This is a genomic window from Pseudomonas borbori (assembly GCF_900115555.1).
Taxonomy (GTDB): Bacteria; Pseudomonadota; Gammaproteobacteria; order Pseudomonadales; family Pseudomonadaceae; genus Aquipseudomonas; species Aquipseudomonas borbori.
In genome coordinates, this window is the sequence record NZ_FOWX01000002.1 from 150,120 (window position 1) to 170,820 (window position 20,701).

At 62.2% G+C, this 20,701-nt stretch carries 23 protein-coding genes; 2 read left to right on the plus strand and 21 right to left on the minus strand.

Annotation, left to right across the window (positions count from 1 at the left end):
• Positions 1 to 18: 18 nt before the first annotated feature.
• The 11 genes from BM315_RS02030 to BM315_RS02080 form a co-directional block, all read right to left on the minus strand.
• Positions 19 to 1,005, minus strand: a complete 987-nt coding sequence (locus BM315_RS02030; protein ID WP_090497289.1) for a DNA polymerase III subunit delta' — start codon at positions 1,003 to 1,005, stop codon at positions 19 to 21.
• The gene (tmk, locus tag BM315_RS02035; protein ID WP_090497290.1) at positions 998 to 1,630 is read right to left on the minus strand and encodes a dTMP kinase; all 633 of its coding nucleotides are present in this window, start codon (positions 1,628 to 1,630) and stop codon (positions 998 to 1,000) included. Before tmk ends, BM315_RS02030 begins: the two co-directional genes overlap by 8 nt.
• A gap of 10 nt (positions 1,631 to 1,640) precedes the next feature.
• Complete coding sequence (gene mltG / locus BM315_RS02040; protein ID WP_090497292.1) at positions 1,641 to 2,693, minus strand: endolytic transglycosylase MltG; 1,053 nt, start codon at positions 2,691 to 2,693, stop codon at positions 1,641 to 1,643.
• Positions 2,694 to 2,696: 3 nt separating this feature from the next.
• Positions 2,697 to 3,512: an aminodeoxychorismate lyase gene (pabC, locus tag BM315_RS02045; protein WP_090497294.1), complete on the minus strand. Its 816-nt coding sequence runs from the start codon at positions 3,510 to 3,512 to the stop codon at positions 2,697 to 2,699.
• Positions 3,512 to 4,756 carry a beta-ketoacyl-ACP synthase II gene (fabF, locus tag BM315_RS02050; protein WP_090497296.1) on the minus strand — a complete coding sequence of 415 codons (1,245 nt, stop codon included), beginning with the start codon at positions 4,754 to 4,756 and terminating at the stop codon, positions 3,512 to 3,514. The genes pabC and fabF overlap by 1 nt, the downstream gene beginning before the upstream one ends.
• A gap of 258 nt (positions 4,757 to 5,014) precedes the next feature.
• Positions 5,015 to 5,251, minus strand: a complete 237-nt coding sequence (gene acpP, locus BM315_RS02055; RefSeq protein WP_090497298.1) for an acyl carrier protein — start codon at positions 5,249 to 5,251, stop codon at positions 5,015 to 5,017.
• A 192-nt stretch (positions 5,252 to 5,443) separates the two neighbouring features.
• Positions 5,444 to 6,187 (minus strand): 3-oxoacyl-ACP reductase FabG, encoded by a 744-nt coding sequence (gene fabG / locus BM315_RS02060; RefSeq protein WP_090497299.1) that lies wholly within the window; start codon positions 6,185 to 6,187, stop codon positions 5,444 to 5,446.
• Between the two features lie 16 nt (positions 6,188 to 6,203).
• The gene (gene fabD / locus BM315_RS02065) at positions 6,204 to 7,139 is read right to left on the minus strand and encodes an ACP S-malonyltransferase (RefSeq protein WP_090497301.1); all 936 of its coding nucleotides are present in this window, start codon (positions 7,137 to 7,139) and stop codon (positions 6,204 to 6,206) included.
• A 160-nt stretch (positions 7,140 to 7,299) separates the two neighbouring features.
• Entirely contained in the window at positions 7,300 to 8,310 is a 1,011-nt protein-coding gene (plsX, locus tag BM315_RS02070; RefSeq protein WP_090497303.1) for a phosphate acyltransferase PlsX, read from the minus strand.
• A 3-nt stretch (positions 8,311 to 8,313) separates the two neighbouring features.
• On the minus strand, positions 8,314 to 8,496 hold the full coding sequence (gene rpmF / locus BM315_RS02075; RefSeq protein ID WP_079201670.1) for a 50S ribosomal protein L32: 183 nt from the start codon (positions 8,494 to 8,496) through the stop codon (positions 8,314 to 8,316).
• Between the two features lie 13 nt (positions 8,497 to 8,509).
• Complete coding sequence (locus tag BM315_RS02080; RefSeq protein WP_090497305.1) at positions 8,510 to 9,037, minus strand: YceD family protein; 528 nt, start codon at positions 9,035 to 9,037, stop codon at positions 8,510 to 8,512.
• A 112-nt stretch (positions 9,038 to 9,149) separates the two neighbouring features.
• Between BM315_RS02080 and BM315_RS02085 the strand changes: the two genes are divergently transcribed.
• Positions 9,150 to 9,728 carry a Maf family protein gene (locus tag BM315_RS02085; protein WP_090497307.1) on the plus strand — a complete coding sequence of 193 codons (579 nt, stop codon included), beginning with the start codon at positions 9,150 to 9,152 and terminating at the stop codon, positions 9,726 to 9,728.
• A gap of 48 nt (positions 9,729 to 9,776) precedes the next feature.
• Here BM315_RS02085 and BM315_RS02090 read toward each other — a convergent pair whose 3' ends face one another.
• The 3 genes from BM315_RS02090 to rluC are packed head-to-tail and all read right to left on the minus strand — an operon-like array spanning position 9,777 to position 12,388.
• Entirely contained in the window at positions 9,777 to 10,757 is a 981-nt protein-coding gene (locus tag BM315_RS02090; protein WP_090497309.1) for a S49 family peptidase, read from the minus strand.
• Positions 10,747 to 11,442: an HAD-IA family hydrolase gene (locus tag BM315_RS02095; protein WP_090497311.1), complete on the minus strand. Its 696-nt coding sequence runs from the start codon at positions 11,440 to 11,442 to the stop codon at positions 10,747 to 10,749. The genes BM315_RS02090 and BM315_RS02095 overlap by 11 nt, the downstream gene beginning before the upstream one ends.
• A complete protein-coding gene (gene rluC / locus BM315_RS02100) occupies positions 11,435 to 12,388 on the minus strand; it encodes a 23S rRNA pseudouridine(955/2504/2580) synthase RluC (RefSeq protein ID WP_090497313.1) in 954 nt (317 codons plus the stop codon). The genes BM315_RS02095 and rluC overlap by 8 nt, the downstream gene beginning before the upstream one ends.
• 590 nt (positions 12,389 to 12,978) lie before the next feature.
• On the opposite strand from rluC, the gene rne reads away from it, so the two are divergent.
• Entirely contained in the window at positions 12,979 to 16,026 is a 3,048-nt protein-coding gene (gene rne / locus BM315_RS02105; RefSeq protein ID WP_090497315.1) for a ribonuclease E, read from the plus strand.
• A 106-nt stretch (positions 16,027 to 16,132) separates the two neighbouring features.
• Here the strand turns inward: rne and murB are convergent, their stop codons facing one another.
• From murB to BM315_RS02140, 7 genes are all read right to left on the minus strand, one after another.
• Positions 16,133 to 17,152, minus strand: coding sequence for a UDP-N-acetylmuramate dehydrogenase (gene murB / locus BM315_RS02110; RefSeq protein WP_090497317.1), 1,020 nt, complete (start codon positions 17,150 to 17,152; stop codon positions 16,133 to 16,135).
• Positions 17,149 to 17,610, minus strand: a complete 462-nt coding sequence (locus BM315_RS02115) for a low molecular weight protein-tyrosine-phosphatase (RefSeq protein WP_090497319.1) — start codon at positions 17,608 to 17,610, stop codon at positions 17,149 to 17,151. Before BM315_RS02115 ends, murB begins: the two co-directional genes overlap by 4 nt.
• Positions 17,610 to 18,374 (minus strand): 3-deoxy-manno-octulosonate cytidylyltransferase, encoded by a 765-nt coding sequence (gene kdsB, locus BM315_RS02120; RefSeq protein WP_090497321.1) that lies wholly within the window; start codon positions 18,372 to 18,374, stop codon positions 17,610 to 17,612. Before kdsB ends, BM315_RS02115 begins: the two co-directional genes overlap by 1 nt.
• Positions 18,375 to 18,560, minus strand: coding sequence for a Trm112 family protein (locus BM315_RS02125; protein ID WP_090497323.1), 186 nt, complete (start codon positions 18,558 to 18,560; stop codon positions 18,375 to 18,377).
• A gap of 61 nt (positions 18,561 to 18,621) precedes the next feature.
• Entirely contained in the window at positions 18,622 to 19,626 is a 1,005-nt protein-coding gene (gene lpxK / locus BM315_RS02130; RefSeq protein ID WP_090497325.1) for a tetraacyldisaccharide 4'-kinase, read from the minus strand.
• Positions 19,627 to 19,639: 13 nt separating this feature from the next.
• Entirely contained in the window at positions 19,640 to 20,068 is a 429-nt protein-coding gene (locus BM315_RS02135) for an ExbD/TolR family protein (protein WP_090497327.1), read from the minus strand.
• Positions 20,065 to 20,697, minus strand: coding sequence for a MotA/TolQ/ExbB proton channel family protein (locus BM315_RS02140; protein ID WP_090497329.1), 633 nt, complete (start codon positions 20,695 to 20,697; stop codon positions 20,065 to 20,067). The genes BM315_RS02135 and BM315_RS02140 overlap by 4 nt, the downstream gene beginning before the upstream one ends.
• Positions 20,698 to 20,701 lie beyond the last annotated feature (4 nt).

Genomic DNA, 20,701 nt, shown 5'->3' on the forward strand with positions numbered 1-20,701 from the left:
ATTACTTGTTGGCCGATTCTAGCCCGGTCCGGGCAAGCTTGCCCACTGCACCAGCAGGGCTTCGAGAAGCAGGACACGATTGAGGTTGGCTTTGCCCATGACCTTCTGCCGCTGCGCCAGCAACCAATCCTGCATCTGCAGGACTTTCGGCTGGGGCGTTTTCTCCGCCAGGTACTGTACGACCTTGCGCATATCGGCCTGCCCCAGCCCGGTCTCGTCACGGGTCAGCTGATAACGCAGGATCAACTGCGCCCAATCACAGAACCAGTCGAACAACAGCTGCAAGGCTACCGCGTTCCAGCTTTCCGCCAGCGGACTCGGCGCGATCTGCTGCTTGAGCAGCTTCTTGACCCCCTCGACCACCAGGGCACGCTGCTGACGCACGCCCTGAGCGTGCATGCGCGCGGCGACCAAGGGCGAGCCAGCCGCCAGACAGAGCAGCTCGGCGCGCTCCTCCTCGGCGCACTCCGGCAACGCCTGGGCCAACCAGTCCTGGCTCAGCGCCTGGCTCGGCAATGGGCAGGCCTGCTGCACGCAGCGACTCCTCACCGTCGGCAGCAAGCGACTGGGCTGATGGCTGATCAACAGCAGAACCGTATCGCCGGAAGGCTCTTCCAGGCTTTTCAGCAGGGCGTTGGCGGCGTTGAGGTTCATCGCTTCGGCCGGCTCGACCAGCACCACCTTGCGTCCGGCGAGTTGGGCGGTCTGCACCACGAAATTGACCAAATCACGCACCTGGTCGACCTTGATCGCCTTGTCGACTTCTTCCGGCTGCAGAATGTAGTTGTCCGGATGGCTGCCGGCAGCCAGCAGGTGGCAGGACTTGCACTGACCGCAGGCATCCAGCTCTACAGGCCGCTGACAGAGCAAACGGGCCATCAGACGTTCGGCAAGCGCACGCTTACCGATACCGGCCGGCCCATGCAGCAGATAGGCATGGGCATGCTGGCTGCGCCCGGCCAGTTGCTGCCAGAGTGTGGCCTGCCAGGGATAGCCTTCAGCCACGGCACAGCTCCACGATATGCCCCAACATGGCGTCCAGATCCTGCTGCACCTGACTCAGCGACTGCGCGGCATTCAAGATCCGATAACGCCGCGGCTCTTCACTGGCACGGCGCAAATAGGTCTGGCGCACCGCTTCGAAAAAACCCCGCCCCTCCTGCTCGAACCGATCCAGGCGGCCGCGCGCCGCAGCACGGGCCAGGCCGACCTCTACCGGCAAATCGAACACCAGGGTCAAATCCGGACGCAGATCGCCCTGCACGAAGTTTTCCAACACGGCAATACGTGCCTGCGACAGACCGCGACCGCCACCCTGATAGGCATAGGTCGCATCGGTAAAGCGGTCGCAGAGCACCACGCAACCACGGGCCAGCGCGGGGCGAATCACCTGGGTCAGATGCTGGGCACGGGCCGCGAACACCAAGAGCAACTCGGTATCGGCCGCCATCGGTTCATCGCTCGGCGTCAACAACAGCTCACGGATGCGCTCGGCCAGTGGTGTACCGCCTGGCTCACGAGTCAACAGCACCTCTATACCTTGCGCGCGCAGACGCTCGGCGAGGAACTCGCGGTTGGTGCTTTTGCCAGCGCCTTCAGGGCCTTCCAGCGTGATAAACAAACCGCTCACAGGCTGTCCTTTATTGATTGTTCGACTGCACCGGGGCAGGAGTTGAACGGTAATCCTCGCGGCGCGTGAGCTGGTACTCGCGCACTGCACGGTTGTGCGCCTCGAGGCTGTCGGAGAATACATGGCTGCCATCGCCGCGGGCGACGAAATACAGGCTCTTGCCCGCCACCGGATGCAGCGCGGCATTGATCGCCTCGCGTCCGACCATGGCGATCGGCGTCGGCGGCATGCCATCGATCACATAAGTGTTATAGGCCGTCGGCTCACGCAGGTGCGCGCGCGTCAACTTGCCGTTGTAGCGCTCACCCAGGCCATAAATCACCGTCGGGTCGGTCTGCAGGCGCATGCCGATGCGCAGACGCCGGACAAACACACCGGCAATCTCGCCACGCTCCTCAGGCACCCCGGTCTCCTTTTCGATGATCGAGGCCATGATCAAGGCGTCATAAGGACTCTTATAAGGCAGCCCATCGGCGCGCCCTTGCCACTCATCGGCCAAGACCTGCTCCAGGCGGGTGTAGGCTTGCTTGAGTAAATCAAGGTCGCTCATGCCGCGCACGAAACGGTAGGTATCGGGAAAGAAGCGCCCTTCCGGATTGACGTCCGGGTAGCCCAGGCGCGCCATCAACTGGGCGTCGCTAAGTTCGCTCAAGGTCAGTTCAAGCTTGCTTTGGCGCTCCAGGGCCGCACGAACCTGACGAAAACTCCAACCTTCCACCAGCGTCAGGCTGTATTGCACCACCTCGCCACGTCGCCACAGCCCGAGCAAATCGCGTACGCTGAGTTCCGGAGTGAGGCGATACTCGCCACTATGCAGAGGCTGCCCCTTGAGATTGAAGCGCCAGTAGAGTCGCAGCCAGAACGCATCATGCAAAACACCATCAGCCTGCAGGCGATTGAGCACGCCACCCGGCGTGGCGCCTGCAGGCACTTCAAGCATCAACTCCTCGGTCAGATTCAACGGTTGCTCGAGCGCAGAGTGCTGCTGCCAGGCAACAAAGACCAACAGCAGACCAGCCACTAATACACCGCCCTCAAGCAGCAACAACAATTTACGTATCACAAATCAGCTGTCCAGTAGATCGCGGGCTATGACCTGCAGTTTACGGGTCAGCGGGCCAACCGACCACTGATGCCGTTGCAAGGCACGGACAGGCCAGACGCCATAGAGACTGTTGCAGAGAAAGACCTCATCGGCCTGCAGCAACGCCTCAAGTGCGATGTCGCCCACCTGGCAGGGCAAACCTTGCCGCTCAGCTTGTGCCAGCAGTTCGGCACGCATCACCCCAGCCACGCCACAACGAGCAAGATCAGGCGTGAGCAAGACGCCACCCTTCAACAGAAACAGATTGCTGTAGACACCCTCGATCACCCGCCCCGAGGCATCCAGCATCAAGCCTTCGGCATGCTCGGCGTCCTGCCACTCGGCACGCGCCAGCACCTGCTCGAGCCGATTCAAATGCTTGATCCCGGCCAACAGCGGTTGCTCGGCCAGGCGCGTCGCACAGGGGAACAAACGTACGCCCAGCGCTGCATTACCGGCCGGATAAGCGGGTTTCGCGCCGCCCTGCAGAATCCGTCGCGGCACCGCTGGCTGCGGCGGAGCGTAACCGCGCAAACCGTCGCCACGGGTCACGATCAACTTGGCCACGCCATCGCCCAATTCACGACTGAAGGCCAGCAGCTCCGCACGCACCAGCGCCAGATCGAGATCGATCAGCAGGCGCGCACAGCCTTCGCCAAGCCGCGCCAGGTGCCGGTCCAGCAGTACGGGGCTGCCTGCTCTGACGGCGACGGTCTCGAACAACCCATCGCCGTAGGCCAGACCACGATCCTTGACGGAGAGCCACTCCAGCGGCTGACCGTCGATCCAGCTCGGCATCAACCGACGTACCGGCGGAACACCAGCGAGCCGTTGGTGCCGCCAAAACCGAAGGAATTGGACAGCACCACATCGATCGGCATGGCTTTGGCCTGGTGCGCAACGAAGTCGAGGTCGCAGCCCTCACCAGGTTCGTCCAGGTTGATGGTTGGCGGCGCCACCTGCTCACGAATCGCCAGGATGCTGAAGATCGCCTCAACCGCGCCAGCAGCGCCCAGCAGGTGGCCGGTCATCGATTTGGTCGAGCTGACGGCAAGCCGGTAGGCATGTTCGCCGAACACCGACTTGATGGCCGCGACCTCGGCCTTGTCGCCCGCTGAAGTCGAGGTGCCGTGGGCGTTGATGTACTGCACCTGATCAGCATTCAAGCCGGCGTCGCGCATGGCATTGGCAATGCAGCGGGCGGCGCCGGCACCATCCTCCGGTGGCGACGTCATGTGATAGGCGTCGCCACTCATGCCAAAGCCGATCAATTCGGCATAGATGGTCGCACCACGCGCCTTGGCGTGCTCCAACTCTTCCAGCACCAGCGCACCGGCACCATCGGCCAGCACGAAGCCGTCACGATCCTTATCCCACGGACGGCTGGCACTGGCCGGATCGTCGTTGCGCGTGGACAGCGCCCGCGCCGCAGCAAAACCACCGATGCCCAAACCACACGCGGCCATCTCGGCGCCACCGGCGACCATTACATCGGCTTCGCCGTAGGCAATATTGCGCGCGGCCATGCCGATGCAATGAGTACCTGTGGTACAGGCCGTGGCGATCGCATAATTCGGCCCCTGCAGCCCCAGATGGATCGACAGGAACCCGGAAATCATGTTGATAATCGAGCCCGGCACGAAAAACGGCGAAATGCGCCGCGGGCCGAGTTCATGCAACAACTTGCAGTTGTTCTCGATATTGGTCAGACCGCCAATACCCGAGCCAAGCGCCACACCGATACGCTCACGGTTGGCGTCGGTCACTTCCAACCCGGAATCGCGCACAGCCTGAAAGCTCGCGGCCAAGCCGTATTGAATAAATAGATCGAGCTTGCGCGCCTCTTTGGCGGACAAATACTCCTCGACATTGAACCCCTTGACCGAACCACCAAAACGGGTGGTGTAAGCGGAAAGATCCATGTGTTCGATGGGGGCGATGCCACTGCGTCCGGCCAAAATCCCCTGCCAGCTGCTCGGCACATCGTTACCCAGCGGCGACAGCATGCCCATACCGGTAACCACGACGCGTCTACGCGACACAGCAATCTCCTCTTATTCGGTTATTCAACGCCTAACAGCTCCCTTATCCTGACCGCAGATAACGAGCGAAGAAAAGGCAAGACACTACGCCACGCTACGCAGCAACAGCCAAAGCGGACCCGCAGGGCAAACGTAGCAAGTCATCCAGCCAAGCATACGCAAGCGGGCCGCATGGCCGTTTTCAACACCCCGTCAAAGAAAAACCGCACGCCCGATAAGGGCTGTGCGGCTTTTCCAGGTCGGGAATCGACGATCAGCTTATTGCGCGTGCGCAGTCACGTAATCGATAGCTTCCTGAACGGTGGTGATTTTCTCGGCTTGTTCATCCGGGATTTCCGTCTCGAATTCTTCCTCGAGAGCCATCACCAGCTCAACAGTGTCAAGGGAGTCGGCACCCAAGTCTTCAACGAAGGAAGCGCTGTTGGTTACTTCGTCTTCTTTGACGCCAAGTTGCTCGGCAACGATTTTCTTGACGCGTTCTTCGATGGTGCTCATACCGTGTTTTCACTCCTATTGGACAAATCCGGGCAGCTGGTCTGCGGCCAAGTGTATAGAAAGGGTTTTCAGCATTTCAAGCAGAATGCGAGGTTGCCCCAGAACACTTGAAAGATCCACCTATAATCCGATGCAGCTTTTATAGCGGATTCTAGGCAGCATCCATGACAGTTTCCGAAGGCACGACCACATTCAGCTCATGTACATTCCGCCGTTCACAGGGATAGTAGCGCCTGTGACGTAGGCTGCGCCATCGGAAGCAAGGAAAGCGACCACTTTCGCGATCTCTTCGGCCTGCCCCAAACGACCCAGAGGAATCTGTGTCAGCAACGCATCACGCTGCGCCTCCGGCAGTTCACGGGTCATATCGGTATCGATAAAACCAGGCGCCACCGCATTTACGGTGATCGACCGCGAACCTACTTCACGCGCCAGGGCACGACCGAAACCTTCCAGCCCGGCCTTGGACGCAGCATAGTTCACTTGCCCGGCGTTGCCCATGGCACCGACAACCGAACCGATATTGATGATGCGCCCGAAGCGCGCCTTGGTCATACCGCGCAGCACTGCCTTGGACAACCGATAGAGGCTGTTCAGGTTGGTGTTGATGACATCGAACCACTCGTCATCTTTCATGCGCAACATCAGGTTATCGCGGGTGATACCCGCGTTGTTGACCAGGATCAGCGGCTGGCCAAGGTGTTGCTGAATGTGCTGCAGAGTCGTGGCGACCGATTCGTCGCTGCCGACATCCAGCACCAGACCCGCCCCTTCGACGCCATGTTCTTTCAGGTATTCGGCGATCCGCTCGGCACCAGACGGCGAAGTCGCCGTGCCGATCACAACGGCGCCCTGCCGGCCCAACTCCAGAGCAATGGCTTGACCAATGCCGCGACTCGCGCCAGTGACCAATGCAACCTTACCTTGCAGGCTCATAACAACCTCTCCTAATTCAGGCCAAGGCCGCGCGTGCGGCGGCGAAGGCGTCCGGGGTGTCCAGATTATAAGTATTGATTCCTTTGACGCAGCGCTTGTTCAGCCCCGACAGGACCCGGCCCGGGCCGCACTCGAGCAGATCGGTCACGCCTTGCTCAGCCATACAGACGATAGACTCGACCCAGCGCACCGGGCTGTACAACTGCGCCAGTAGATCGGCCCTGAGCGTAGCGAGATCGGCAACCACGCTCGCGCTGACATTCTGCACCAACGGGATCTGCGGTGCTTGCCAGGCAACAGCCGCAACCGCCTCGGCGAAGCGCTCGGCAGCCGGGCGCATCAACGCGCAATGCGACGGCACACTGACCGGTAACGGCATGGCCCGCTTGGCGCCACGCGCCTTGCACGCCTCGACGGCGCGCGTCACAGCAGCAGCCGAACCGGCGATCACCACCTGACCAGGCGCATTGAAATTCACCGCGCTCACCACCTCGTCCTGCGCCGCCTCGGCGCAGGACGCCAGCACCTCGGCATCGTCCAGTCCGAGGATAGCCGCCATGCCGCCCTGACCGGCCGGGACCGCCTGCTGCATCAACTGGCCGCGCAGCTCCACCAGCTTGACTGCCTCAGCGAACGCCAGGCTGCCCGCAGCAACCAGCGCCGAGTATTCACCCAGGCTATGGCCGGCAACGAACGCCGGCTGCCTCCCCCCCTCAGCGCACCACAGACGCCACAAGGCAATGGATGCGGCAAGGATCGCCGGCTGGGTCTTGTCGGTTTGATTGAGCAGCTCTTCCGGTCCCTGCTGGGTCAAGGCCCAGAGGTCGTAGCCAAGCGCTTCGGAAGCCTCGGCAAAAGTATCGATAACGACTTGCTGCGCGCCGTGCCCGGCCAACATCGCCAGCGACTGCGAGCCTTGTCCTGGAAAGACGAATGCGAGGGATGCAGACATGTAAACGAGCCTCTATGGTCTTATCGTCGAATAAATTCACGCCTGGCAGAGTCAAGCGCAACAAACTGACAGTTGGATGACAGGCCACCCGCCGCGGTCACATCGGCAGGCAACCGCCAGCCCTGCACCGGAAAACCTGAAGAGCCGATCGACAGCCGCCTCAGAGCAACCTGCCCTCGAGGCGACCATGCAAGCGCTGCGGCAAATTGTCCCCAATTTCCCTCAGCGCGCGACGAATGGCGCTCTTGAAACCGTCCGCGCCGGCCGAGCCATGACTCTTCACCACAATACCCTGCAGGCCGAGCAAGCTCGCACCATTGTGCTGCGCGGGCGCCAGCTCGGTGCGCAAGCGACGCAACACCGGCATCGCCAGCAGACCTGCCAACCGCGAAACCAGGTTGCGCCTGAACAACAGCTCGATACGCGCCGCGATCATCGTCGCCAGGCCTTCGCTGGACTTGAGCAGAATATTGCCCACAAAACCGTCGCACACCACCACATCGGCGTCGCCACGATAGAGCCCGTCGCCCTCGACGAAGCCGATGTAATTCAAGCCGGAGGCTTGTTGCAAGAGACTCGCGGCAAGCTTGACCTGCTGATTGCCCTTGACCTCTTCGGTGCCGACATTGAGCAACGCCACCCGCGGCCGCACCACCCCCAGCGCCTCGGCGGCCACCGCGCCCATCACGGCGAACTGGTAGAGCTGCTCGGCACTGCAGTCGACATTGGCCCCCAGGTCGAGCAAGTGACAGCAGCCGGTCCGAGTTGGCACAGCCGTCACCATGGCCGGACGATCTATCCCCGGCAAGGTTTTCAGCACATAACGCGACAACGCCATCAAGGCCCCGGTATTGCCGGCACTGACGCAGGCCTGGGCCCGCCCGTCACGCAGCAACTCCAGCGCCACCCGCATCGACGAATCCGCCTTGCCACGCAACGCCTGCGCCGGACGCTCGTCCATGGCGATCACTTCGCCAGCATGCTCGACATGCAGACGTGCACGATCGACGCCCGGGCTGTGGGCAATCAAATCTTCGATAAGAGGGGCTTGGCCGACTAGGACCAGGTGCAACGAGGGGTACTCGGCCAGGCAGGCAATGCTGGCCTGAACAATGCTGTGGGGACCGAAGTCCCCACCCATTGCATCAATCGCGATGATCGGAGCGGACAAGATTTACTCGTCAGCGCCCTTGTCGATCACTTTGCGACCACGGTAAACACCTTCCGGCGATACGTGGTGGCGCAGATGGATTTCGCCGGTGCTTTTCTCGACGGACAGCGTGCTGGCATCGAGCGCATCGTGCGAACGACGCATGTCACGGGCGGAACGGGATTTTTTGTTCTGCTGAACAGCCATAACTGATTAACTCCTAAACGTTTGGGTCACGCTTTAACTGCGCCAATACACTGAACGGGTTGGACCGCGTTACCTCGTCCTCGCTCGGCTCGGGCTCTTCGAGGCCGACCGGCTGCTGGCAATCTTTAGGGTCATGAACCGGGACAATGGGCAAGGCGAGCAACAGCTCCTCCTCAACCAGCGCCAGCAGATCCAATGGATCTTCACCCAACTCCAGCGCGTCATAGCCCTTCGGCACGGACTGGGTATGCGCACCTTCTTTCACCACAGCGTAATCACAGGTGCTGTGGATCGGCAGGGCAACCAGTTCCAGACAACGCTGGCAAACCATCTTGACCTCAACCTCGAGCTCACTATGGAAAACCACAGCATTACGCTCATCACGCTCGAAGAAAAACTTCGCACGTACCATGCCTTGGTTATCGGCAAGTGGCTCGCAGAGTCGCGCCAAATCGGCCAGCGGCACCTCGCCTTCAAGCGTGGCACCACGATCAGCCAACTTGCGCGGATCAACATGAGGTGGAATCGGTGCATTTAACATAGGCGCCGCATTCTATGGATGCACCCTGCCCCTGTCAAAGGATATTCGGCCTGTCCAGCGCGAAGAGCGCCGACTAGAATTGCCCGACCCATATAAAAGGAGATGCACGAACATGCTACCCCTGGTGCTCGCTTCCAGCTCGCCCTACCGCCGAGAACTATTGGCCCGCCTGCGCCTACCCTTTACCTGGAGCGCGCCGGCGATCGATGAAACCGCTAGACCCGATGAAGACGCCAGCTCACTGGTGCGCCGCCTGGCGGAAGAAAAAGCCCGTGCACTATCGCTCCAGCATCCGCAGCACCTGATCATCGGCTCGGACCAGGTCGCCGTACTGGGCAAGCAGATCCTCGGCAAACCCCGCACACACGAACGCGCCCACGCACAATTGCTCGCCGCAAGCGGCAACAGCATCACCTTCCTCACCGGCCTGGCCCTGCTCGACAGCCAAAGCGGCCACTGCCAGATCGACTGCATCCCCTTCACCGTGCACTTTCGCCAGCTGAGCAATGCGCAAATCACCCGCTACCTGGAGGCCGAGCAGCCCTACGACTGCGCCGGCAGCTTCAAGGCCGAGGGACTGGGCGTCAGCCTGTTTCGCAGCACCGAAGGCACTGACGCCACCAGCCTGATCGGGCTACCCCTGATCCGCCTGGTGGACATGCTCCAGCTAGCCGGCATCGACATCCCATAACGCAACAAGCCCGATCAATGACCGGGCCTGCATGCAACGCAAAATCGACTAGCGCAGGCTTGGTCCCTGAAAGCCCATCCACATGACCAGATCCTCGGCGACACTGGCACCCAGGCGCTTGGCAAAGCGATCGAACGGCGACTCCTTGACCGTGAAGTCAACCAACTCCTTCTCGCCGATCACTTCACGCGCGACATAGCTGGCATTGCCCAGGGCATCGATCAAGCCAAGCTGCAGCGCCTGCTCACCCGACCACACCAGCCCCGAAAACAGCTCGGGATGCTCCGCCGATTTCAACCGATCGCCACGCCCCTGCTTGACGCTGTCGATGAACTGGCGATGGGTAGTCTCCAGCACGCCCTGCCAAAACCGCGCCTCATCGTCTCTAGGCGGCTGAAAGGGATCGAGAAACGCCTTGTGCTCGCCGGCGGTATACACGCGGCGATCGACACCCAGCTTCTCCATCACCCCGACGAAGCCGAACCCGGCCGCCGTCACGCCGATCGAGCCGACCAGACTGGCCTTGTCAGCATAGATCTGATCCGCGGCACTGGCGATGTAATAGGCCCCGGAGGCCCCGAGATCGGTGATCACCGCATATAGCTTGATCGCCGGGTACTCGGCGCGCAGACGCCGAATCTCGTCATAGATGTAACCCGACTGCACCGGACTGCCGCCCGGACTGTTGATCCGCAGAATCACACCCTTGGTCTTGCTGTCCTCGAAGGCTGCGCGCAGGCTGCCGACTATGTTGTCGGCGCTGGCCATCTCCTTGTCGGCGATCATCCCGCGCACCTCGATCAATGCGGTATGACTCGCACCGCCCTTGACCCCTTCCTGCAGATCGAGCAGCGGCGCAAACAGCGCCAGCGCAGCAAACAGATAAATAAAAGTCAGCGACTTGAAGAAGATCCCCCAGCGCCGCGACCGGCGCTGCTCCTGGACGCCGGCCAACAGGGTTTTTTCCAGCAACTTCCAGCTTTTATCATCGCTTTCGCCGACAGCCGATGCTTTCCATTCATCCGACATGTTCACCCACCTCAATTGGTTGCCCATCTGCACGCCGATCGAGCCAGGCATGCAATTCCACGAAATTGTCTATCGCCAGTGCCGGACCATACTCACGTAACGCGGCCAGGGACTGGGCTCCATAGCCTACCGCTACGGAGTCCACCCCGGCATACCGAGCCATCTGCAAATCGAACGACGAATCACCCACCATCAAGGCCCGCTCCGCGGGAATGCCGCAATGCCCGAGGATCTGTTCCAGCATCAGCGGATTCGGCTTGCTCGCCGTTTCGTCGGCGCAGCGGGTGACATCGAAGTAATCCAGCCAGCCACGCCCTGCCAGCACGCGCTGCAAACCATGACGACTCTTGCCCGTGGCCACGGCCAAACGATAGCCCTGCGCACGGAACATCTCCAGCGCCTCGGCCACCCCCGGGAACAACGCAGAAGGCTGAGCCTCCAGCGCCAGGTAACGCTCGCTGTAACAGCGACGGAAGCGCTCGACCAACCCTGGCTCGACCAGCTCGGGATGCAGACTGGCGATCGCCTCCGGCAGGCCAAGCCCGATAATGCCCTTGACCTGCGCATCGCCACGCCGAGCCAGCCCGCAAGAATCCGCCGCCCAGTGCATCGACTCGACGATACGGCCAATGGAGTCGACCAGCGTGCCGTCCCAATCGAAGATCAACAGCTCATAGTCAGACACTCAGGCGCTCCAGCGTATGCGCCCAGACAGCATCGACCGGCGCCTCCAGCCTGAGCTCGCCACCATCGGGCAGCGGCACGACCAGCGCATAGGCATGCAGGAACAGACGCTTGCCGCCCAGCTCGCGGATCTCGCGACTGAAGTCGTCATCGCCGTACTTGCTGTCACCGGCGATGCAATGCCCGGCATACTGGCTGTGCACGCGAATCTGGTGGGTGCGACCGGTCACCGGCTTGGCCTCGACCAGGGTGGCAAACTCACCGAAACGGCGCAGCACGCGAAACAGCGTCAGCGCCTCCTTGCCCTCGTCATCGACCTCGACCATGCGCTCGCCGGAGCGCAGATTACTCTTCTGCAAAGGTGCACTGACCCGCTTCCTGGCGGTCGCCCAATGCCCCCGAACCAGCGCCATATAGCGCTTGTCCACACCGTCGCCGCGCAAAGCCTCATGCAGATGGCGCAGCATGCTGCGCTTCTTGGCGATCATCAACAGCCCGGAAGTATCGCGATCGAGGCGATGCACCAGCTCCAGCTCCTTGGCGTCCGGGCGCAGCTGACGGAAGGCCTCTATCACCCCGTAGCTGAGGCCGCTGCCACCATGCACGGCGATACCGGCCGGCTTGTTCAGCACGATCAAGGCTTTGTCTTCATAAACGATGGCCGCCTCGAGACGCTCGAGCAGACCCTGCGCCAAGGGCACCGGCTCATCGCGCTCAGCCAGACGCAGCGGCGGAACGCGGATGATGTCACCCGCCTGCAGCTTGTATTCCGGCTTGATACGGCCCTTGTTCACCCGCACCTCACCTTTACGCAAAATGCGGTAAATCAATGTCTTGGGCACACCCTTTAACTGGGTGCGGAGGAAATTATCGATGCGCTGGCCGGCGAGTTCCGGCGCAACCTCGAGCAGCTGAACGCCGGAGGTTGTAGGAGTAGGAATTGTCATCGCGCAATCATAACAATTTTTATGGACATATTTTATAAAATTGAAGCACTTAATCATTACTGTTATAGTCGCGAACGCCGCCAAAAGCGGTCTGGTCTGCGGATGATCGCCAAAACTGCCATCCCCAACCGACGCAACCCATTTGGGACGTAAGGCCGTCCAACGGGTTATTCAGACGATAGAAAGCCGCAAAGGCCGCGAATAACTCGGAAATAAAGCCTTAAGCCATGATGCGCAGCCGCCCCATTGGGCGTTTGCGGTAACTGCCAACCCGCTGCGGATGTTATGCGAGCGGCACCCGATTTTCAGTGATACGTGTAGGTGGAGATGCACAACCGTCGGTCTGCGTAGCAATTAGCTTTATCGAAGACGCTTCATCTCGTCCGCTACCGACAGTTGATTCCTCCTCCTGACCATTGCTTTCTGTCACAACAGCGAGCAGGAGATGTCCGTCGCGACCCAGCCCAACTGGCTGACTGTCGCTTGACAATGAAACGATTTACGCCCGTTTCTGACGCGCCTGACACCGACCCTGAGAGTCGTGTGTGCCGAACGCCGCTTCCGCCAGCACCGGAAACCGACGGTACAACATGAAAAGAATGCTGATTAACGCCACTCAACCCGAAGAGTTGCGTGTTGCTCTGGTCGACGGCCAACGCCTGTACGACCTGGACATCGAATCGGGCGCCCGCGAGCAGAAGAAGGCCAACATCTATAAAGGCCGCATTACCCGCGTCGAACCCAGTCTCGAAGCCGCCTTTGTCGACTTCGGCTCGGAACGCCACGGCTTTCTCCCGCTCAAGGAGATCTCCCGCGAATACTTCAGCAAGTCTCCCGAAGGCCGCGTCAACATCAAGGACGTGCTCAAGGAAGGCCAGGAAGTCATCGTCCAGGTCGAGAAAGAAGAGCGTGGCAACAAGGGCGCAGCCCTGACCACCTTCATCAGCCTGGCCGGTCGTTACCTGGTGCTGATGCCGAACAACCCGCGCGCCGGCGGCATCTCGCGGCGCATCGAAGGCGAAGAGCGTAACGAATTGCGCGAAGCGCTCAACGGCCTGGTCGCCCCGAGCGACATGGGCCTGATCGTGCGCACCGCCGGCCTCGGTCGTTCCAGCGAAGAAATGCAGTGGGACCTCGATTACCTGCTGCAACTCTGGACCGCCATTAAAGAAGCCTCGCTCGATCGCGCCGCACCTTTCCTGATCTACCAGGAAAGCAACGTGATCATCCGCGCCATCCGCGACTACCTGCGCCAGGACATCGGCGAAGTACTGGTCGACAGCGTCGAGGCGCAGCAGGAAGCCCTGAGCTTCATCAACCAGGTGATGCCGCAGTACGCCAGCAAGATCAAGCTGTACGAGGACAGCGTGCCGCTGTTCAACCGCTTCCAGATCGAAAGCCAGATCGAAACCGCCTTCCAGCGCGAAGTGAAGCTGCCCTCGGGCGGCTCCATCGTCATCGACCCGACCGAAGCCCTGGTGTCCATCGACATCAACTCGGCGCGCGCAACCAAAGGCAGCGACATCGAAGAAACCGCCCTGCAGACCAACCTGGAAGCGGCCGAAGAAATCGCCCGCCAGCTGCGTCTGCGCGACATCGGCGGCCTGATCGTCATCGACTTCATCGACATGACCCCAGCGAAGAACCAGCGCGCCGTGGAAGAGAAAGTCCGCGAAAGCCTGGAAGCCGACCGCGCTCGCGTTCAGGTCGGGCGCATCTCGCGCTTCGGCCTGCTGGAAATGTCCCGTCAGCGCCTGCGTCCATCGCTTGGCGAAAGCAGCGGCATCGTCTGCCCGCGCTGCAATGGCCAAGGCATCATCCGTGACGTCGAATCGCTGTCGCTGGCGATCCTGCGCCTGATCGAGGAAGAAGCCCTGAAGGACCGCACCGCCGAAGTGCGCGCCCAAGTGCCGATCCCGGTGGCCGCCTTCCTGCTCAACGAGAAGCGCAACTCGATCACCAAGATCGAACTGCGCAGCCGCGCCCGCATCGTCATCCTGCCCAACGATCACCTGGAAACGCCGCACTTCGAAGTGCAGCGCATCCGTGACGACAGCCCGGAAGCGCAATCCACCCAGTCCAGCTATGAAATGGCTGCCGCCGAAGTGGAAGAAGTGCAACCGGCCGCCGCCACCCGCACCCTGGTTCGCCAGGAAGCAGCGATCAAGGCCGCACCACAACGCACCGCACCAACACCGGCAGCGACGACCGAAGTCAGCCCGCCGGTTGTCAGCCAGCCAGGGTTGTTCAAGGGCCTGGTGAAATCGCTGGTCAGCCTGTTTGCCAGCAAGGAAGAGGAAGCCAAACCTGCGGTAATCGAGAAGAAAGCCAGCGAACGTCCGCAGCGCAGCGATGAGCGCCGCGGTGGCCGTCAGCAGAACCGCAGCCGTAGCGGTCGCCGCGACGAAGAGCGCAAACCCCGTGAAGAGCGCGCCCCGCGCGAAGAACGGGCACCTCGCGAAGAACGCCAGCCGCGTGTGGCACGCGAAGAGGCGCAACCGCGTGAAGAACGCCAACCACGCGAAGTCGTCGAGGTTCGCGAGCCGCAGGAAGTCCGCCAATCGCGCCCACCGCGCGAAGGCCAGGAGAATCGCCGCGAGCGCAAGCCACGCGAAGAGCGTCCAACCCGCGAACTGCGCGAGCCACTCGATGCACCGCAAAGCACTGACAGCAGCAGCGACAGCAGCGCCGCAGAAGTTCGTGCCGAGCGCCCGCAACGCGAGCCACGCCAGCCGCGCACTCCCCGCGAAGAGCGCCAACCACGCCCCGAAACGGCTGCAGTCATCGACGACGAAGTACTGAGCAACGAACAGCCGCAGCAAGACGATGAGCCGGAAGGCGCGGAAGGTGAGCGCCCGCGCCGCCGCTCGCGCGGCCAGCGTCGTCGCAGCAATCGCCGCGAGCGTCAAGGCGACGCCAGCGGCAATGCGATCGAAGGCACTGAAGAAAGCAGCGCAAGCCAGGCTGAGGCCACTGCCCCACTGGCAGTAGCCGCAGCGGCTGCCGCCGAGATGGGCGCCGAACTGGTCAGCGCCGAGCCCGCGGCGATCGAGCAAGCTGCCGAGGAAACTCCGGCTCAGCCTGCAGAACCAGAGTTGCCAGTGGCCGAGCAACTCGGCGAAGCAGGCACTGAGACGGCTGAAGCTGCAGAGGAAGTCAGTGCACCACAGATCGCTGAAGCAACCCCTGAGGCCAGCACAGAAGCCGTCACTCCCGCCCCAAGCGAAGAGCCGGCCGAAGTGACTGCCGAAATCGCTGCCAGCGAGCCGGCCGCACCAGCCATCACTGCGACCGAAACCGCGAGCGAAGAGCCTGCAGAGATCGAGGGCATCGCACCGAGCGCCACCGGTCGCGCGCCGAACGATCCCCGCGAAGTACGTCGCCGCCAACGCGAAGCCGAGCGCCTGGCGCGCGAAGCCACCGAGGCCGCAGCCAGCCAGCCAACCGAAGTGGTAGAAGAAAGCAGCCCAGCCGAACCCGAAGCTGCAGTCAACGACGAAGCCACCGAAGCAGCTAACGTAGCACCAGCGGCCGAGAGCGACGAACCGGAGCACACACCAGTCAGCGTGATGGATGCCGACGCTGAAACTGAAACTGAAAAGCAGCAGGATGAGCACGCGGACAAACCGCACGCCTGAGACTATTCAGCGCAATAAAAAAGGGGATGCTTCGGCATCCCCTTTTTTATGCTTCTGCCAGCCCAATGGAATCATGGCCTGCGGGCCTCGTAACGCCGAATACGACTCAAAGCACGTTAGGTTCGATTTCCAGCTCAACCGCAAAGCGTCGGAAAATATCCGCCTGGATCCGCTGCGCCAACGCCAACAGCTGCTGCCCGGTGGCCTGACCATAATTGACCAGCACCAGCGCCTGCAGCCGATGCACCCCGGCATCGCCCTCGCGAAAGCCTTTCCAACCGGCGCGCTCGATCAGCCAGCCAGCGGCCAGCTTGACCCGACCATCGGCCTGCGGATAGGCCACCAGATCGGCATGTTCGGCATTCAGGCGCTGCGCCAGCTCAACCGAGACCATAGGGTTCTTGAAAAAGCTGCCGGCGTTGCCCAGCACCGCCGGATCCGGCAATTTCTCGCGGCGAATCGCACAGATGGCCTGGCTGACATCGGCAGCCGTCGGCGCCATCACCCCCTGCTCCGCCAGGCGCTGACGCAGCGGACCGTACTCGAGGTGCAGCGCGGCCGTGCGGCTCAAGGCGAAGCGTACGCGCAGGATCACCCAACGCCCCGCATCCTGCTTGAACAGGCTGTCGCGATAGGCGAAGCCACAGTCGTCCAGGGAAAATTCGCGCAGCTCGCCGCTGCGACGATCCAGGGCGGTCAAGCCGACGAACAGGTCTTTCAGTTCGACGCCATAGGCGCCGATATTCTGCATCGGTGCGGCGCCGACCGTACCGGGTATCAGGCTGAGATTTTCCAGACCCACCAGTCCCTGCCGCAGGGCCCACTGCACGAAGGGGTGCCAGGGTTCGCCGGCCTCGGCCTCGACCAGCACCCGCTCGCCATCATCCTGCAACACGCGAATGCCGCGACTGGCCATGCGCAGCACCAGCGCCTCGACATCGGCGGTCAGCAGCATATTGCTGCCGCCGCCGAGCAGCAGCACGGGCAACTGCTGCCGTTGCGCATAAGCCAACGCCTCACGCACCTGATCGTCGTCATGCGCCTCGGCGAACCAGCGCGCCGCAACATCCACGGCGAAGCTGTTATAGGCCTTGAGCGAAACCCGCGACTGAACACCAAAGCTCATAGTCGCCCCCGCAGCTCGCGGAGCAAGCCATCGCAGGCCTGCTCGAGCAGATCCAGTACCTGCTGGAAACCTTCCTCGCCACCGTAATAGGGGTCCGGCACCTCAACCGGCGCCAGATCATAGCGGCGCAGGAACAGATCCAGCTCGGCCATGGCGTCGCCGGGGCGCATGCGGCGCAGCTGTTCCAGATTGCTGTTATCCATGGCCAGAATCAGATCGAAACGCCTGAAATCACTGACGCAGACCTGACGCCCGCGCAGGGCGGAAAGATCATAACCGCGCAACTGCGCCGCTTGCCGAGTGCGGCTATCCGGCGGCTTGCCCACATGCCAATCGCCGGTGCCGGCGGAATCGACCTCGACGCCCTCCAGCCCCAGCTCACGCAACTTGTGCCGCAGCACCGCCTCGGCGGTAGGCGAGCGGCAGATATTGCCCAGACAGACAAACAAGATCCGCATCAAGCCCCCAGCAGTCGGCGCACACGCTCTAGATCTTCCGCCGTATCGACCCCGGCTGGCGGCGCCTGCCGGGCATCGGCGACATGGATGCGCACACCGTGCCAGAGCGCGCGCAACTGCTCCAGGCACTCGGCGTCCTCCAGCCAGCAAGGGCCCCAGGCGACGAAATCGTGAAGGAACTGCGCGCGGTAGGCATAGATGCCGATATGCCGGCGGTAGGGCACGTTAGCCGGCAACTGCTGGCGACTGACGGCAAAGGCATCGCGCGCCCAGGGCAGCGCTGCGCGACTGAAGGTCAGCGCCAGGCCATGGCGATCGCTGACCACCTTGACCACGTTAGGATTGAACAGCGCCGCCACATCGTCGATCGGTTCGGCCAGAGTAGCGATTGCCGCCTGCGGGTTGGCCGCCAGGTTGGCCGCCACCTGATCGATGATCGCCGGCGGAATCAGCGGCTCGTCGCCCTGCACGTTGACCACTATGGCGTCGGGCGCCAGCCCCAGCACGGCGGCCACTTCGGCCAGGCGATCGGTGCCGGAGTTATGGTCGCTGCGGGTCAACAGCACTTCGGCGCCGAAACCGTTGCAGGCCTCGACGATACGCGCATCGTCGGTCGCCACCAGCACCTGGCGGGCGCTGCTTTTACCCGCCTGCTCCCAGACATGCTGGATCATCGGTTTGCCGGCAATGTCCTGCAGCGGCTTGCCGGGCAGACGGCTGGAGGCGTAACGCGCCGGGATCACAACGGTAAATGCGTCGTTCATCTACTTGTCCAGACGCTCGTCGACGTTGAGGGTACGGGCTTCGCTTTCCAGCATCACCGGGATCCCGTCACGCACCGGGAAAGCCAGACCATCGGTCTTGCAGATCAGCTCGGACTTGTCGGCGGCGAGCTTGAGCGGGCCCTTGCACAGTGGGCAGGCCAAGATATCGAGTAGTTTCGGGTCCATGGGAGATCCTTGCTGTAGAGCGGCTGCAATGAATGGAACGGCGCTCGCCATAGCCGCTGACTTAGCGAGCGAGAGGCAGCAACGCGGTCAACTGCGCATCGAACCAGGCGATGAAGGCCGCTGAGGGCTCGGCATCCACCACCAGGTACCACCAGTCGTCGGCGGCAAAAGCCCGGCATTTGACCGCATCCTTTTCCGTCATGACCACAGGCAACGCCGGGCTGAACTTCAGCAGCTCGGCGCCGTACTGCGCATGGTCGGCAAAAGCATGCGGAATAGGCCGCCAGTGTAGCGTTTCGAGCGTATTGAAGAAACGCTGGGGGTTGCCGATGCCGGCGACTGCATGCAGGCGCTGCTGCGGCGGAAAATGTGTCAGCGGGCGCTGCTCGCCGCTGCGCAGGTTGACCAGCACGCGCGGGCGCAAGCCGAAGGCGTAACCACCCTGCGGATCGCTGCTGGCGCCGTTGTAAAGCAGTGCATCGACACTCGACAGGCGCTCGACCGGTTCGCGCAACGGCCCGGCAGGCAGGCAACGGCCATTGCCCAGGCCACGCGCCGCATCGATCAACACCAGCTCCAGATCACGGGCCAGACGATAATGCTGCAAACCATCGTCACTGAGAATCAGATCCAGCGGCTGCGCTGCCAGCAGGGCCGCCACCGCACGCCCGCGATCGGGGTCGATCATCAAGGGCACGCCACTGCGCTGGACGATCAGCAGCGGCTCGTCGCCGGCAACGCCGGGGCTTTGCTCGGGCTGCACACGCCAGGGCAATTGCGGCGGCTTGGCGCCATAGCCACGGCTGACCACGCCGACCCTGAGACCACGCCGACGGCAATGTTCGATCAGCCAGAGAATCAGCGGGGTCTTGCCGGTGCCGCCGACGGTGATATTACCCACCACCACGACCGGCACCGCAGCGCGGTAAATCTCGCCCCCGCCCGCGAGGAAGCGGTCACGCTTACGTTTGACCAGCGCACGATAGAGGCTTTCGAGTGGTCGCAGCAGGGCCAACGCCGGATGTCCGGCATACCAGGCCGCAAGCAGGCGGTCGGACAGGCTCATGGGCAAACGACCCTCAAGGCGCGGCCTGCGCCTCGACCGTGGTGATGCGCAGGTGGGCAAAGCCCAGCTTGCCGGCGGCGTCCATGGCCGTGATCACCGCCTGATGAGGGGTCTTGCCATCGGCACTGATGGTCAGCGGCAGGCTGTTGTCACCCGCCGATTCCTTTTGCAGCGCCGCCATCAGGCCATCCAGGTCACTTTTCAGCAGTTGCTTGCCATTCAGCGAATAACTGCCGTCGACCGCGATCAGCACCTCCAGCTGCTTCAGCTCGGTCTGCTCCGGCGGCGTGCCACTGGCGGCTTCGGGCAGATCGACCTTGAGCTGGGTCTCACGGGTGAAGGTGGTGGTGACCACAAAGAACAAGAGCAGGATGAACACCACGTCGATCAGCGAAGCCAGGTTGATCTCGACATTCTCCCGCGGTTTGCGCCGGAATTTCACGCCTTGCCCTCGGCCAGATCGACGTCACGATCACCCTGCACCACTTCCACCAGCTTGATCGCTTCCTGCTCCATGCCGACCACCAGTTCATCGACCCGGCGCTGCAGATAGCGGTGAAAGAACAATGCTGGAATGGCCACCATCAAACCGGCTGCGGTGGTGATCAGGGCCTTGGAGATACCCGCGGCGAGCAGCGCCGCATTGGTCATGCCCGAGCCCATGAAGGAGCTGAATATCTCGATCATGCCCAGCACGGTACCGAGCAGACCGAGCAACGGGGCGATACCGGCGATGGTGCCCAGGGCATTGAGGTAGCGCTCCAGATCGTGGATAACCCGCGCGGCCGCCTCTTCGATGCACTCTTTCATGATCTCGCGACCATGCTTGGAGTTGGCCAGGCCGGCTGCCAGAATCTGCCCCAGGGGCGAGTTGGCACGCAGCTCCTTGAGCTTCTGGTTGTTCAGCTTCTTATCCTTGATCCAGCGCCACACCTGACCGAGCAGATGCGGCGGCGTGATGCGGCTGGGTCGCAGCGTCCACAGACGCTCGGCAATGATGCCGAGCGCAACGACAGAGCAGAGCATGATCGGCAGCATGATCCAGCCGCCAGCTTTAACCAGTTCCCACACGGTG

Bases quoted from the DNA above. Each gene is read 5' to 3' on its own strand.
- pabC (WP_090497294.1), bottom strand. From the start codon at position 3,512: ATGCCGAGCTGGATCGACGGTCAGCCGCTGGAGTGGCTCTCCGTCAAG.
- acpP (WP_090497298.1), bottom strand. From the start codon at position 5,251: ATGAGCACCATCGAAGAACGCGTCAAGAAAATCGTTGCCGAGCAACTT.
- fabG (WP_090497299.1), bottom strand. From the start codon at position 6,187: ATGAGCCTGCAAGGTAAGGTTGCATTGGTCACTGGCGCGAGTCGCGGC.
- fabD (WP_090497301.1), bottom strand. From the start codon at position 7,139: ATGTCTGCATCCCTCGCATTCGTCTTTCCAGGACAAGGCTCGCAGTCG.
- rpmF (WP_079201670.1), bottom strand. From the start codon at position 8,496: ATGGCTGTTCAGCAGAACAAAAAATCCCGTTCCGCCCGTGACATGCGT.
- BM315_RS02080 (WP_090497305.1), bottom strand. From the start codon at position 9,037: ATGTTAAATGCACCGATTCCACCTCATGTTGATCCGCGCAAGTTGGCT.
- BM315_RS02085 (WP_090497307.1), top strand. From the start codon at position 9,150: ATGCTACCCCTGGTGCTCGCTTCCAGCTCGCCCTACCGCCGAGAACTA.
- BM315_RS02090 (WP_090497309.1), bottom strand. From the start codon at position 10,757: ATGTCGGATGAATGGAAAGCATCGGCTGTCGGCGAAAGCGATGATAAA.
- rluC (WP_090497313.1), bottom strand. From the start codon at position 12,388: ATGACAATTCCTACTCCTACAACCTCCGGCGTTCAGCTGCTCGAGGTT.
- rne (WP_090497315.1), top strand. From the start codon at position 12,979: ATGAAAAGAATGCTGATTAACGCCACTCAACCCGAAGAGTTGCGTGTT.
- murB (WP_090497317.1), bottom strand. From the start codon at position 17,152: ATGAGCTTTGGTGTTCAGTCGCGGGTTTCGCTCAAGGCCTATAACAGC.
- BM315_RS02115 (WP_090497319.1), bottom strand. From the start codon at position 17,610: ATGCGGATCTTGTTTGTCTGTCTGGGCAATATCTGCCGCTCGCCTACC.
- kdsB (WP_090497321.1), bottom strand. From the start codon at position 18,374: ATGAACGACGCATTTACCGTTGTGATCCCGGCGCGTTACGCCTCCAGC.
- BM315_RS02125 (WP_090497323.1), bottom strand. From the start codon at position 18,560: ATGGACCCGAAACTACTCGATATCTTGGCCTGCCCACTGTGCAAGGGC.
- lpxK (WP_090497325.1), bottom strand. From the start codon at position 19,626: ATGAGCCTGTCCGACCGCCTGCTTGCGGCCTGGTATGCCGGACATCCG.